Annotated in this window: 14 protein-coding genes; 7 read left to right on the top strand and 7 right to left on the bottom strand. The window is 69.6% G+C overall.

The features are described 5' to 3' along the window. Positions 1-97: 97 nt before the first annotated feature. The 7 genes from U4Z64_RS16515 to U4Z64_RS16485 all read left to right on the top strand — a co-directional run bounded on the left by U4Z64_RS16515 (position 98) and on the right by U4Z64_RS16485 (position 6,229). Complete coding sequence (locus tag U4Z64_RS16515; RefSeq protein ID WP_044844690.1) at positions 98-382, top strand: DUF333 domain-containing protein; 285 nt, start codon at positions 98-100, stop codon at positions 380-382. 178 nt (positions 383-560) lie between these two features. Further along, a complete protein-coding gene (gene sugE / locus U4Z64_RS16510; protein WP_044844689.1) occupies positions 561-881 on the top strand; it encodes a quaternary ammonium compound efflux SMR transporter SugE in 321 nt (106 codons plus the stop codon). A 215-nt stretch (positions 882-1,096) separates the two neighbouring features. Then, entirely contained in the window at positions 1,097-1,714 is a 618-nt protein-coding gene (locus tag U4Z64_RS16505; RefSeq protein WP_044844688.1) for a DUF4126 domain-containing protein, read from the top strand. Next, positions 1,711-4,326 (top strand): ABC transporter permease, encoded by a 2,616-nt coding sequence (locus U4Z64_RS16500; RefSeq protein ID WP_415750579.1) that lies wholly within the window; start codon positions 1,711-1,713, stop codon positions 4,324-4,326. The genes U4Z64_RS16505 and U4Z64_RS16500 overlap by 4 nt, the downstream gene beginning before the upstream one ends. 42 nt (positions 4,327-4,368) lie before the next feature. Beyond that, positions 4,369-4,779, top strand: a complete 411-nt coding sequence (locus U4Z64_RS16495; RefSeq protein ID WP_044844686.1) for a group II truncated hemoglobin — start codon at positions 4,369-4,371, stop codon at positions 4,777-4,779. Positions 4,780-4,883: 104 nt separating this feature from the next. Beyond that, complete coding sequence (locus tag U4Z64_RS16490) at positions 4,884-5,615, top strand: alanyl-tRNA editing protein (RefSeq protein ID WP_321807912.1); 732 nt, start codon at positions 4,884-4,886, stop codon at positions 5,613-5,615. Further along, positions 5,612-6,229: a DUF924 family protein gene (locus tag U4Z64_RS16485; RefSeq protein WP_321820499.1), complete on the top strand. Its 618-nt coding sequence runs from the start codon at positions 5,612-5,614 to the stop codon at positions 6,227-6,229. Before U4Z64_RS16490 ends, U4Z64_RS16485 begins: the two co-directional genes overlap by 4 nt. 101 nt (positions 6,230-6,330) lie before the next feature. Here U4Z64_RS16485 and U4Z64_RS16480 read toward each other — a convergent pair whose 3' ends face one another. The 7 genes from U4Z64_RS16480 to U4Z64_RS16450 all read right to left on the bottom strand — a co-directional run bounded on the left by U4Z64_RS16480 (position 6,331) and on the right by U4Z64_RS16450 (position 13,301). Beyond that, a complete protein-coding gene (locus U4Z64_RS16480; RefSeq protein WP_321820498.1) occupies positions 6,331-8,226 on the bottom strand; it encodes a glycosyl transferase in 1,896 nt (631 codons plus the stop codon). Between the two features lie 228 nt (positions 8,227-8,454). Beyond that, entirely contained in the window at positions 8,455-9,216 is a 762-nt protein-coding gene (locus tag U4Z64_RS16475) for an SDR family oxidoreductase (RefSeq protein ID WP_124522480.1), read from the bottom strand. A gap of 22 nt (positions 9,217-9,238) precedes the next feature. Further along, positions 9,239-9,820 (bottom strand): TIGR00730 family Rossman fold protein, encoded by a 582-nt coding sequence (locus U4Z64_RS16470; RefSeq protein WP_044844682.1) that lies wholly within the window; start codon positions 9,818-9,820, stop codon positions 9,239-9,241. Further along, entirely contained in the window at positions 9,817-10,572 is a 756-nt protein-coding gene (locus U4Z64_RS16465; protein WP_044844681.1) for a TetR/AcrR family transcriptional regulator, read from the bottom strand. Before U4Z64_RS16465 ends, U4Z64_RS16470 begins: the two co-directional genes overlap by 4 nt. A gap of 192 nt (positions 10,573-10,764) precedes the next feature. Further along, positions 10,765-11,301: a diacylglycerol kinase gene (locus U4Z64_RS16460; RefSeq protein WP_044844680.1), complete on the bottom strand. Its 537-nt coding sequence runs from the start codon at positions 11,299-11,301 to the stop codon at positions 10,765-10,767. After that, positions 11,298-12,332 carry a glycosyltransferase family 4 protein gene (locus tag U4Z64_RS16455; RefSeq protein ID WP_044844679.1) on the bottom strand — a complete coding sequence of 345 codons (1,035 nt, stop codon included), beginning with the start codon at positions 12,330-12,332 and terminating at the stop codon, positions 11,298-11,300. Before U4Z64_RS16455 ends, U4Z64_RS16460 begins: the two co-directional genes overlap by 4 nt. A gap of 30 nt (positions 12,333-12,362) precedes the next feature. Further along, on the bottom strand, positions 12,363-13,301 hold the full coding sequence (locus tag U4Z64_RS16450; protein WP_044844678.1) for a UDP-2,3-diacylglucosamine diphosphatase: 939 nt from the start codon (positions 13,299-13,301) through the stop codon (positions 12,363-12,365). Between the last annotated feature and the right edge of the window lie 195 nt (positions 13,302-13,496).

Genomic DNA, 13,496 nt, shown 5'->3' with positions numbered 1-13,496 from the left:
TCGGCGCGACATTGCCGCCGCATGAGCGGGCCGCGCACACCGGCCACGGATTCCCCGCTATGCTGACCGTTCCGCGAACGAAATCGAGGAGCGTGCAATGTCCGTCCGTCTGGTCGTCATCTGTGCGCTGGCGCTCGCTGCGCCCGGCGCGTTTGCCCAGCCGCTGCCGCCCGGGCAGCAGCCTTCGGCGCCGCAACAGGCGCTCGCCAATCCCGCGTCGGTCAACTGCGAGAAGCTCGGCGGCCGCCATGTGATCCGCAACCTGTCGAGCGGGCAGGTCGGCATGTGCGTGTTCAAGGACGGCCGGGTGTGCGACGAATGGGCGCTGTACCGCGACGACCGTTGCGTCGGCGGCGGGGGCGCCAAACGCGTGTCGAACTGAGACCGGGCAGGCCGGGCGGCGGTGCGCGGGCCACGCGTCGCAGCGATCCCTCCGTTCGCCCCCGGCCGGTGCATCCGGCATGCCCGTAAGCGTCTTGTTATACTCGGCGCCGCCCGGGGACGACCCCGGGCCATTCGCTTCAACGGGGACGGCCCCATCCGATCCGGAGTACGTCGAGATGGCGTGGGTATGGTTGTTGATCGCCGGTTTGCTGGAAGTGGCCTGGGCGGCCGGCATGAAATCGTCCGAGGGTTTCACGAAGCTCGGACCGTCGGTGGTGACGATCGTGGCGGCGCTCGCCAGCTTCGGGCTGCTCGCGGTCGCGATGCGCCAGTTGCCGCTCGGCACCGCGTATGCGGTATGGACGGGCATCGGCGCGGTCGGCGCGTTCGTGTTCGGGATCGTGATGATGGGCGAGGCGCTCACCGCCGCCCGCGTCGCGAGCGCGTCGCTGATCGTGCTCGGGCTGATCGGCCTGAAGCTGTCGTCGGCTGCGTGACGCCGCCGCGCCGGCCGGCGCCCGCGCCCGGCCGTGACGCACTGCGGAATTGCGGCGGCCCGCCTGCCAGCCTGTCTATAATGGAACGCATTCGGGCCTGAATGCCGCTGCGCCGTTCCCGGCAGGCGGCACCGGTTGCCACGCGCCGCGCGGCCGGTCATACCGACTCGATCCGATCAATCGGCAAAGCGCACGGAAAGTGCAAGGAGAGGGCCATGATCGAAGCCATTTCGCTCGGCGCGGGGCTCGCGTGGGCGAGCGGGCTGCGCCTTTACCTGACGGTGCTGATCGCCGGCGTGCTCGCGCGGGTCGGCTGGCTCCATTTGCCCGACACGCTGGCGGTGCTGACGTCGCCGTGGGTCATCGGCGCCGCCGCCGTGCTCGCCGTCACCGAATTCCTTGCCGACAAGATTCCCGCGTTCGATTCGCTGTGGGACGCCGTCCACACCTTCATCCGCATTCCGGCCGGCGCGGTGCTGGCCGCCGGTGCGCTCGGCCATGCCGACCCGACCGTGCTCGCGGTCGCCGGGCTGGCCGGCGGCACGCTCGCCGGTGCCGCGCACGTCGCGAAGGCCGGCACGCGCGCGCTGATCAACCTGTCTCCCGAGCCGATCTCGAACTGGGTCGCATCGTCCACCGAAGACGGCCTCGTGTTCGGCGGCCTCGCACTCGCGTTCTTCGTTCCGCTCGCGTTCCTCGTGCTGCTCGCGGCGTTCATCGCGGCGTCGGCCTGGGCGCTGCCGCGTCTGTGGCGCGGCGTGTCGGGCGGCTTCCGCGGGATGGCGAACCACATGGTGTCGCGGCTCAACTCGATCGGGGGCAAGCGCGATTGAAGGCGCCGTCAACCGCCGAGCGGCAGCATCCTGACCCTTCGCCGGCCGGGCGGCCCGGCCATGCCGGCCGCTTCGGCTGGCACGACCTGATCCGCCAGGCCGCACGGATGACCGCACGCGACTGGCGTGCCGGCGAACTGACGCTGCTGGTGCTCGCGCTGGTGCTCGCGGTCGCCGCGCTGACGAGCGTCGGTTTCCTCGCCGACCGGTTGCGCCAGGGGCTCGAGCGCGACGCGCGCCAGATGCTCGGCGCCGATTTCGTCGTGCGTGCCGACCATCCCGTCGATCCGTCGTTCGATCGCGAGGCGCGCGCACTCGGCCTGCGCACCGCGACGACCGCGATCTTCCCGAGCATGATCGCGTCGGCCGCCGGCCGGCAGGCGAGCGACGCGGCGCCCGCGCGCCTTGCGGCCGTGAAGGCCGTGTCGCCCGGCTATCCGCTGCGCGGCGCGGTCGAGATCGTGCCGGCCGGCACCGCCGCCGCGCACAAGGCGGCCGCGATTCCCGCGCCCGGCACCGTGTGGGCCGATCCCGCGCTGCTCGATGCTTTGCATCTGAAGGCGGGGGATACCGTGCGTGTCGGGTTGCGCACGTTCACGGTCGCCGCGTCGATCTCCCGCGAACTCGATCGCGGCTTCTCGTTCGTCAATTTCTCGCCGCGGCTGATGATGCGCGCGGACGAGCTTGCCGCGACCGGGCTCACCGGCTACGGCAGCCGCGTCACGTACCGGCTGCTGGTCGCCGGCGACCCGGCGGCCGTCGCGCGCTTCGAGGCCTATGCGCACGGGCGCGTCGACGGCGGCAAGCTGCGCGGCGTCGGTCTCGAATCGCTGCAGGAAGGCCAGCCGCAAGTGCGCCAGACGCTCGATCGCGCGCGCCATTTCCTGACGCTCGTCGCGCTCCTGACCGCATTGCTCGCGGCGGTCGCGATCGCGATGGCCGCGCAGCGCTACATGCGGCGCCATCTGGACGGCTGCGCGACGATGCGCTGCCTCGGCGTGAGCCGGCGCACGCTCGGCGCGCTGTTCGCGCTCGAATTCGCCGGCCTCGGCATCGTCTCGGGCGTCGCCGGCGCGGTGCTCGGCTACGGCGGCCACTGGGCGCTCCTGGCGGCGCTCGGCGGCCTGATCGACGTCGCGCTGCCGCTGCCGACGCTTTGGCCCGCGCTCGTCGGTATCGGCACCGCGCTCGTGCTGCTGCTCGGCTTCGCGTTGCCGCCGCTCGCGCCGCTCACGCGCGTGCCGCCGGTGCGCGTGCTGCGGCGCGACTGGGGCGACGCGTCGCGCACCGCGTGGGCCGCGTATGCGCTCGGTGTCGTGCTGTTCGCGGGGCTGCTGATCGTCGCGGCGGGCAACCTGAAGCTCGGGCTGATCGTCACGGGCGGGTTCGCCGGCGCCCTGGTCGGTTTCTCGCTGATCGCGCGGCTCGTGCTGTACGCGGCGGCGCGCGCGGTGCGCGATGCACGCGTGGCGGCGGGCATCGGCTGGCGCTATGCGCTCGCGTCGCTGCACCGGCGCGGCACGGCGAGCGCGCTGCAGATCACCGCGCTCGCGCTGGGCCTGATGTGCCTGCTGCTGATCGCGATCACGCGCAACGATCTCGTCGCCGGCTGGCGGCAGTCGATGCCGCCCGATGCACCGAACCAGTTCCTGATCGACATCCAGCCCGACCAGCGCGACGACGTCGCGGCGTGGCTCGCCGCGCACGGCGTGCGCGATGCGGTGCCCGCGCCGACGGTGCGCGGCCGGCTCGTCGCGATCAACGGCAAGCCGGTGAACCCGGACGCGTATCCGTCCGACGAGGCGCGCCGGCTCGTCGACCGCGAGTTCAACCTGTCGTATACGACCGAGCTGCCGCCCGACAACCGGATCGTCGCAGGCGACTGGTTCGGCAATTCGGCCAGCCCGCAGATCTCGATCGAGGCCGGGCTGGCGCAGACGCTGAACGTGAAGCCGGGCGACACGCTGCGCTTCGACGTGACGGGCCTGACGGTCGATGCGCCGATCACCAGCGTGCGCAAGCTCGACTGGGGCACGTTCCGCGTCAACTTCTTCGTGCTGATGCCGCCGCCGGTGCTGAAGGATTTCCCGGCCGTCTACCTGACGAGCTTCCACCTGCCGGCCGAGCAGGCGGCGCTGCTCGATCCGCTGATCGCGCGCTACCCGAACCTGACCGCGATCGACATCGCGCCGATCCTCGCGCAGCTGCAACGGATGATGCTGCAGGTGGTCGGCGCGGTGCAGTTCCTGTTTGCGTTCACGCTCGCGGCGGGCGTGCTGGTGCTGTACACGGCGCTGGCCGGCTCGCGCGACGAGCGCGTGCGCGAGGCCGCGCTGCTGCGCGCGCTCGGCGCGTCGCGCGCGCAGGTCAATGCGGTGCAGCGCGCGGAATTCATCGTCGTCGGCGCGCTGGCCGGCGCACTGGCTGCGGCGGGGGCGATCGCGGTCGGCTGGGTGCTCGCGTCGCGCGTGTTCGAGTTCCGGCTCGCCGTCGATCCGTGGCTCGTGCCGGCCGGCATCGCGGCCGGCGTCGCGTGCGCCGGTGCGGCCGGCTGGCTGAGCCTGCATAATGTGTTGCGGCGCCCGGCGCTGCAGTCGCTGCGCGACGCCTGAGCGTCGCCGGCGGCCCCGACTATCCCGTTTCCGATTATCCGTATGACCGATGTGAATGATGAAGCGCCGTCGCAGCCGACGGCGTTCGAGCTCGTGGGCGGCGAAGCCCGCGTGCGCGAGATGGTGGACCGTTTTTACGACCTGATGGACCTCGAGCCCGAGTTCGCGGAGATTCGCGCGCTGCATCCGGCGTCGCTCGACGGCTCGCGCGACAAGCTGTTCTGGTTCCTGTGCGGCTGGCTCGGCGGCCCCGATCACTACATCAGCCGGTTCGGCCATCCGCGGCTGCGCGCCCGGCACCTGCCGTTCCCGATCGCGTCGGTCGAGCGCGATCAGTGGCTGCGCTGCATGGCGTGGGCGATGGAGGACGTCGGGTTGCCCGAGCCGCTGCGCGAACGGCTCATGCATTCGTTCTACGACACGGCCGACTGGATGCGCAACCGGCCCGGTTGATCGACCGGTACGCCGCTGTCCGGACGCCGGGCGAACTGCGTCTGGGCGGCCGGCGCGGTGCGGCGCGACACTGGTCGTTTCCCCATCGATACGAGGTTCGCCCGATGATGACCCAGGCCCTGTTTCGCGACGATGCCTATCTGACGCAGTGCGAGGCCGTCGTCGCGGCCGTCGGCGAAGACGGCATCCGGCTCGACCGCACCGTGTTCTATCCGCTCGGCGGCGGGCAGGCCGGCGACAGCGGCACGCTGACGCTGCCCGACGGCAGCACGATCGCGATCGTCGACACGCGCAAGGCGAAGTTCGAAGGCGCAACCCCCGACGATGCCGTGCACGTGCCCGAGGCGGGCCAGGAAGCGCGCGTCGCGGCGCTCGCACCCGGCGCGCGCGTGGTCGCGGACATCGACTGGCTGCGCCGCTACCGGCACATGCGGCTGCATACGGCCGCGCACCTGATGTGCGCGGTGCTGCCTTACCCGGTCGACGGCTGCAGCGTGACGGCCGACTACGTGCGGCTCGATTTCGCGACGTCGGACACGATCGACCGCGTCGACGTCGAGCGCCGTCTCGCGGAACTGGTCCACGGCGCGCATGCGGTCACGACCGAATGGATCACCGACGCGGAGATGGCCGAGCGCCCCGAACTCGTGCGCACGATGAGCGTGAAGCCGCCGCTGGGGCTGGGCCGCGTGCGGCTGCTGCGCATCGAAGGTGTCGATCTGCAGCCGTGCGGCGGCACGCATGTGCGCAATACGTCGGAAATCGGCGACCTGCGGGTCGCCAGACTTGAAAAGAAGAGTGCGCGGACACGGCGCCTCGTGCTGGAGTTTGCATGACGATCGACAACCTGACGGACAGCGCCGCGGCGCTCGATCCGCAAGCGCGCGAGATTCTCGATTTCTGGTTCGGCGAACCGGATTCGGCGGCGTTCGGCCAAGCGCGCAAGGTGTGGTTCAACGGCGGCGCGGCGTTCGACGACGTGCTTCGTACGCGCTACGGTGCGTTGCTCGACGCCGCGTGCGACGGCGCGTGCGATCACTGGGCCGACACGCCGCTCGGCGCGCTCGCGCTGATCGTGGTCCTCGACCAGTTCTCGCGCAACATTCATCGCGGCACGCCGCGCGCGTTCGCCGCCGATCCGAGAGCGCTGGCGCTTGCGCGGCGCGTCGTCGCGGCCGGGTGGGACGCGCAGTTGCCGAGCGGCCATCACCGCGCGTTTGCGTACCTGCCGTTCGAACATGACGAGTCGGACGCGAGCCAGCGCGAGGCCGTGCGCCTGTGCGCGGGCATTCGCGGCGAGGCCGGGTGTGCGAGCTATCACGACTTCGCGTTGCGTCATGCGGCCGTGATCGGGCGTTTCGGCCGTTTTCCGCACCGGAACGCGATTCTCGGCCGTGCATCGACCGATGCGGAGGCGGCATTCCTGCGCGAGCCCGGCTCGTCGTTTTGACGGGCAGGGTGGCGGGATGGCGGGCATGAAGCCGCGCTCGCGCGCCGCTTGCCTGGTCTTGCGGAAATGACGACGGCGCCGTTTCGCGGCGCCGCCTTGCATTACTTCGTTTCGTGCGCTTCGGGCGTGCGCACGTAGACGCGCAGCAGCTCCTCGTCGTCGCCCGGGCGGGCGCCGGTCCAGAACAGTTTCCATTCGCTGCCCGGTGCCGGATCGACGGCCCGCACGCCCTGGACGATCATCCACGTGCAGCGCGTCGTCTTCGCGTCGTCGATCGGCGTGTGCTGGATACCGGAGAAGTAGTACATCATCGGCGCTTCCGATTCGCCCAGCCCGTGCAGGCTCGCCATGCAGTCGCCGTCGCTCCACTCGAGCGCGAGATGCGCGTTCAGGTCGTCGAACACCGACCGGTAGCTCTTCGCGACGTCGAGCCACGGCAGCAGCAGCGTATAAACGAGACCCCACGCGACCAGCGCGCCTGCGCCCCACGACAGCGCGCCGCGCCACAGGCCGGTCGTGCGCAGCTTCGGCAGCAGCGACAGCCAGCCGACCGTCAGCGCGAGCGCACCGATCACGAGCCCGGGCACGATCGGCATGGTCCAGTCGAGCGGCAGCCAGCGGCCGAGCACCGCGAGGTTCGCACGCGATGCACCGGGATCGGCCATGACCGCCCAGATCATCCACGCGAGCGCGACGACGGTGCCGAACAGCAGGCGGCTCAGGTAGTCCCATGCGAGATGCAGCCCGCGCGGCAGGCGGTCGATCGCCTGCGCGGCGACCAGCGCGAGCGGCGCGAAGAACGGCAGGATGTAGAGCTGGCGCGAGGTCGCGGACACTTGCAGCACCGCGAGGCCGATCCCGGCGAACAGCACGGGCAGCGCGATGCGCGGCGTGCGCCAGTCGCGCCATGCGCCGCGCGCCAGCGCGACGATCGCGAGCGGCGCGACCGGGAAGCCGAGCAGCAGGAACGCACGCAGGATGAAGAACGGCTTGTCGTTTTCCGCGCCGAGTTCCGGCACCGAGAAACCGAAGAAGCGGCCGACGTTGTTGTCCCAGAACCAAGTCATGAACAGCGTCTCGGAACGCAGGAACAGCGCGGTCGGCCAGATGAGCGCGAACGGTGCGAACACCAGCGCGGCGACGCCGAGCGAGCGTGCGAACGCGCGCGTACGGCAGGCGGGGTAGAGCACCAGCGCGCCCGTGAGCGTGGCCGCGAACACGAGCGGCACGAACAGCCCCTTCGCCATCAGCGCGATGCCGACACCCGCGCCGAAGAGCGGCGCGGCCCAGCGGCCGGACGGCCGCACCGGCAGCCCGTGCCGCATCTGCCGCGCCTGCGCGACGTGCCGCATCACGAGCTCGAGCAGGCCGCAGAAGCCCATTGCGGTGCCGGCGAACAGCGCGACGTCCGTCATCATGTCGTGCACGTGCTTGATGACGACGAGCGTGCCCGCGCTCAGCACGACGGGGCCGATCACGCGCAGGTCGAGCCAGCTGTCGGCCCGGCCGGCACTGCGGGCCGCGCGAGCGATGAAGCCGAACGCGAGCGCCGCGAACAGCGCGCTCGCGAGCCGTGCCGCGTCGTGCAGCGGCATCACCCGCTGCAGCAGCCACGCGAGGCTCGTCGCGACCCATGCGTAGAGCGGCGGCTTTTCCATGAACGGCTGGCCGGCGCTGGTCGGCACGACGAAGTCGCCCGTCTCGAGCATGTGCTGGATGATGCCGAACGTATAGGTTTCGTCCTGCTTCCACGGATCGTGGCCGAGCACGCCCGGCAGCGTATACGCGCACACCAGCGCGGCAACCAGCAGCCAGACGCGCCAGCCGAGCCGGAGGACGCGATCGCGGGTGGCGTTCGGTGCGGCGGCGCCGGCCACGGCAGGCGTGCCGGCGCCATCGAGTGTCGCGCTGAGGTTGGGATCGGCGGCTGAGCGTGCGTGCGTGGCCGAAGCGGGCACGGCCGTGCGTCGCCGGCCGGGCGCTGCGGTTCCTGGCATGGAAAAGATCTCGGTCGGGTCAAGCCGGTCCGGCGACATGGGCCGGGACCAATAAGGGTCGCATCGAGGCGAAATGACAGCCGGATGACCGGCCGTTTTTGGCTTGGCGCTAGTAGAACACGGAACCGTTACGGATGTTTACTGAAACAGCCGCGATATTGTGGAGATTTGTGGTGTCGTGACCACGGACGGCCGCGGTCGGCCGTTTTTCCGCCTTTTGGGGCGGGATTACCGACCGCCGCCGACGTCGAGCAGGGCGCCCGTCGTGTAAGACGCCGCGTCGCCGAGCAGCCAGACGATCGCTTCCGCGATCTCCTGCGCTTCGCCCGCGCGGCCGAGCGGCGTCTGCGCGCCGAGGCGTGCCGCGCGGCCCGGCTGGCCGCCGCTCGCGTGGATTTCCGTCTCGATCAGGCCGGGGCGCACCGCGTTGACGCGTACGCCGTGCGGGCCGAGTTCCTTCGCGAGGCCGATCGTCAGCGAATCGACCGCGCCCTTCGAGCCCGCGTAGTCGACGTACTCGTTCGGCGAGCCGAGCCGGGACGCGATCGACGACACGTTGACGATCGCGCCGCCGCGCCCGCCGCGATCGGTGGACAGCCGGCGCGCGGCTTCGCGCGCGCACAGGTAGGCGCCGAGCACGTTGGTGTCGAACATCCGCCGCAGCCGTTCGACCGGCATGTCGGCGAGCGGCAGCGACGGCGCGACGATCCCCGCATTGTTGACGAGCGCGTCGAGGCGACCGAACGCGGTCGCGACCGTATCGAACATCGCGATGACGTCCGCTTCGTTCGCGACGTCGCCGGCGACGACGCAGGCGCGCGCGCCGGCGTCGCGAACGGCTTGCGCGGTCAGTTCGGCGGCCGCCGCGTCGCGCGCGTAGTTGATGCCGACGTCCCAGCCGCGCCCGGCCGCGAGCACGGCGGTTGCGCGGCCGATGCCGCGGCTCGCGCCGGTGATGAGGACGGCCTTGCGTTCGGACGGTGCGGGCATCGCGTGCGGCTCCTGATCAACGTTACTTGGCCGCGTCGGTTGCCCATTTGTCCTGGGCGAGCGGCTGGTAGCGGCGCAGCTGTTCGATCAGCGCGACCGGCTCGGCGTCGATGCACAGTGCGTCGAAGTAGGCCGGGCGCATGAAGCCTTCGTCGACCGTATGGCGCAGCAGCGCGATCAACGGATCGTAGAACGAATCGATGTTGTACAGCGCGACGGGCTTGCGGTGATAACCGAGTTGCGCCCACGTATAGACCTCGAAGAATTCCTCGAGCGTGCCGGCGCCGCCGGGCATCGCGACGAACGCGTCGGACAGGTCGGCCATCATCTTCTTGCGGTGGTGCATGTCGGGTACGACGTGCAGCTCGGACAGCCCCGTATGGCCCACTTCCTTGTCGACGAGCAACTCGGGGATCACGCCGACCGCACGGCCGCCGGCCGCCATCACTTCGTCGGCGATCACGCCCATCAAACCGACGCGGCCGCCGCCGTAGACGAGCGTGAGGCCCGCATCGACGAGCGCACGGCCGAATGCGCGCGCAGCGTCCGCATAGACGGGCCGCACGCCGGACGACGAGCCGCAGTACACACAGACTGCCTTCATTGTTTCGTATCCTTCGCGGCGGGCTTGGCGGCGACCGGGCTGCCCGCGGGGCGCGGCGAACCGTCGCGCGGCGGCAGGTAGTCGGTGAACTGGCGCTTGGGCAGCTTGCCGGAGACGAGATCGTCGAACAGCTGGCGCGAACGGCCGCGCAGGTACGGGGCCATGATCGAGATCACGTGCATGCTCACCTGGTGCAGCTCTTCGCGGATCGCGTCCTGGTCGTTGTACTTGCGCGGATGCATCACGTACTGATACGACAGCCAGTACGTCGAGATCACCGCCATGTTGGTGGCGATGACTTCGATCTCGGCGGGCGTCGCGACCATTTCGGCGTCGGACACGAGCAGTTCGCACATCTCGTGCGCGAAGCGCACCTTGTGGCTGATGATCTGCTTGAAGTGCGTCTCGAGCGTGCGGTTGCGCGCGAGCAGGTCGTTGAGGTCGCGATACAGGAACCGGTAGGTCCACATGAAATCGGCCATGTACTGCAGGTACGACCAGGTCTCGTCGATCGTCGGACGGTGATCTTCGGGGAAGCGCAGCCGCCGTTCGATCTGCTGCTCGAACTGCGCGAAGATGCTGTTGATGATGTCGTCCTTGTTGCGGAAATGGTAGTACAGGTTGCCTGGACTGATTTCCATTTCCTCGGCGATCGTCGTGGTCGTGACGTTCGGCTCGCCGATCTCGTTGAAGAGTTTCAACGACAACTCGAGAATCCGTTCGCGGGTGCGGCGGGGAGGTTTCGCTTCCATGTCGTCCGGCCCTGTGTGTGCCGGACTGGCGGGCGCTGCAATCGATGCTGCGGGATTCGTCCGGCGCGGGTTGCTGTTCTAAGTCTGGCGGACGATTATAAACCGCGGTTTCCTTGCATCGGGCGCATTTCGTGATCGCGATGCGTTCCGCGCATGGTGCGCCGCCGCACGCGGGCGGCGTCGCGGGGGTTGCTAGAAGCCGAGCCAGCGGGCGATCACCGGCCCGAGCACGAAGCCCCACGTCGTCACGCACGCGAACAGCGCGACCGTGACCGCCGCGCTGCCGAGATCCTTCGCGCGCTTCGACAATTCGTGACGCTCGAGCGAGATGCGGTCGATCGCGGCCTCGACGCTCGAGTTCAGCAGCTCGACGATCAGCACGAGCAGCACCGACGCGATCAGCAGCGCGCGCGATGCGGCGGGGACCGGTGAGAACGCACCGATCGGCAGCATCAGCGCGGCAAGCGTGAGTTCCTGGCGAAACGCGCTCTCCTCGCGGATCGCGACGCGAAACCCGTTCAGCGAATGCTTGAGCGCGTACCACGCGCGCGTGATGCCGCGGTGGCGCTTGTACGGGTTCGGCGGCAGCGGCGCCAGGCGATCGTCGGGGCCGAGCGGTTCGTGCGGGTGCACGTCCGCGTCGGCGTGCGGCTCTTCTTCGTCGAACGGACGATGCAGTGGCGCCGTGATGGCAGGGGACGGGGTCTTGTCGTTCAGGTCTCGTTTCAAACGGCGGCACCTTCGGCGGGCGAGTACGCAGTCTTCGGCAGCGGCTTCAGATGCGACGCGAACTGCTCGGACGCCGCGCGCCACGAGAAGCGTTCGGCCCACGCGCGGGCCGTCTCGCGTTCGATCTTCAGCGCCTCCAGGCAGGCTTCCTGCAGGTCTTCGTGCATCGCGCCGGCAGCGCCCCCGCCGAGCACGTCGATCGGGCCCGTGACGGGGTAGGCGGCGACCGGCGTGCCGCACGCGAGCGCCTCCAGCAGCACGAGGCCGAACGTGTCGGTGCGACTCGGGAACACGAACACGTCGGCCGCAGCATACACCTTGGCGAGCTCGGCTTGCGACAGTACGCCAAGATAGTTCGCTTCCGGGTAGCGCGACTTCAGCTCGGCGAGCGCCGGACCTTCGCCCGCGACCCACTTCGAGCCGGGCAGGTCGAGGCGCAGGAACGCCTCGACGTTCTTCTCGATCGCGACGCGGCCCACGTACAGGAAGATCGGCCGGGCGGTGTTGAGCACCTTCGACTCCATCGGCCGGAAGATGTCGAGATCGACGCCGCGCGTCCACAGCACGACGTTCGTGAAGCCGAACTTCTCGAGGTCCTGCTTCACGACCGGGGTCGGCGCCATCACCGCGAGCGACGGCCCGTGGAACCAGTGCAGGAACTTGTAGGTCGCCGACAGCGGAATCCCGAAGCGCGCCTGCACGTATTCCGGAAAGCGCGTGTGATACGCGGTCGTGTACGGCAGCTTGCGCGCGCGTGCATAGCGTCGCGCGGCGAGGCCGAGCGGGCCTTCGGTCGCGATGTGCAGCGCGTCGGGGGCGAACGCATCGATCCGCGCGCGCAGCTTGCGGTACGGCAGGATCGACAGGCGGATCTCGGGGTAGGTCGGGCAGGGCACCGTGCGGAATTCCAGCGGCGTCAGCATTTCGACCCGGTGGCCGAGCGCGGTGAGTTCACGGGTGGTGCTCTTCAGCGTGCGCACGACGCCGTTGACCTGCGGTTCCCACGCGTCGGTGACGATCATGATCTTCATCGCGGCATGTGTCCTGTAAGTGGAGTTGTGTCAGGCAGTGGCCTTGGCCTTGCGCGACGGGGCAGCGGACGGCGCGGTGCGCATCGCCGTCCAGTAGACGACCTTCAGTTCGCCTTCCATCGTCTCGACGAGCGCGGACAGGCTCTCGACCCAGTCGCCGTCGTTGCAGTACAGCACGCCGTCGATGTCGCGGATCTCCGCCTTGTGGATGTGCCCGCACACGACGCCGTCGCAGCCGCGGCGGCGCGCCTCGTCGGTCATCACCGTCTCGAACTGCGAGATGAAGTTCACCGCGTTCTTCACCTGATGCTTCAGGTACTGCGACAGCGACCAGTACTGGAAGCCCAGCCGGCTGCGGATCCGGTTGAACCAGCGGTTCAGCACGAGGATCAGCGTGTAGAGCGTGTCGCCGAGATACGCGAGCCATTTCGCGTGCTGGATCACGCCGTCGAACAGGTCGCCGTGCACGATCCACAAACGTTTGCCGGCGAGCGTCGTGTGGAACGCCTCGCCGCGCACCTGGATGTCGCCGAACGCGAGGTCGCAGAACTGCCGCGCGCCTTCGTCGTGGTTGCCCGGGATGTAGACGACCTGCGTGCCCTTGCGCGCCTTGCGCAGCACCTTCTGCACGACGTCGTTGTGCGCCTGCGGCCAGTACCAGCCCTTCTTCAGCTGCCAGCCGTCGATGATGTCGCCGACGAGGTACAGGTATTCCGAATCGTTGTGGCGCAGGAAATCGAGCAGGTACGGCGCCTGGCAGCCGCTCGAGCCGAGATGGATGTCGGACAGCCAGATCGTGCGGTAGCGATGGGTGGACGGCTCGGGGTCGTCGCGCTGCGTGACGTGTGCGGCCGCCGGTTCGTGCGGCGAAAGGGCATCGGTTGCGGCCGAGCCGGACAGGAAGGCGGTGACGGCGCGGGCGCCGAGCGGTTGACGGAACAGGGAGGTCGCGGACGTTTTCTGGCCCATGCATGACTCGCGCCGGTTGACATTACCGGCATTGCGCCATGCGGGCGTGACCATGCCGTGACAGTCACGAGACGTTCTTATTACTGTCGTCGCGGCGTGTTTAGCAGTGAATGTGGCGGTGTTGCGTAATCTGCCGAACCGACCGGCCTGCGGTTACCGTGCAAGCCGCGCGGGGCGGGCGTGTGGGCGGTTTCG

Origin of the sequence: Burkholderia sp. BCC1996, assembly GCF_905339955.1 — a bacterium.
Taxonomy (GTDB): Bacteria; Pseudomonadota; Gammaproteobacteria; order Burkholderiales; family Burkholderiaceae; genus Burkholderia.
Note: the sequence above shows the minus strand (reverse complement) of the source record. Positions and strands in the feature narration are given on the sequence as shown.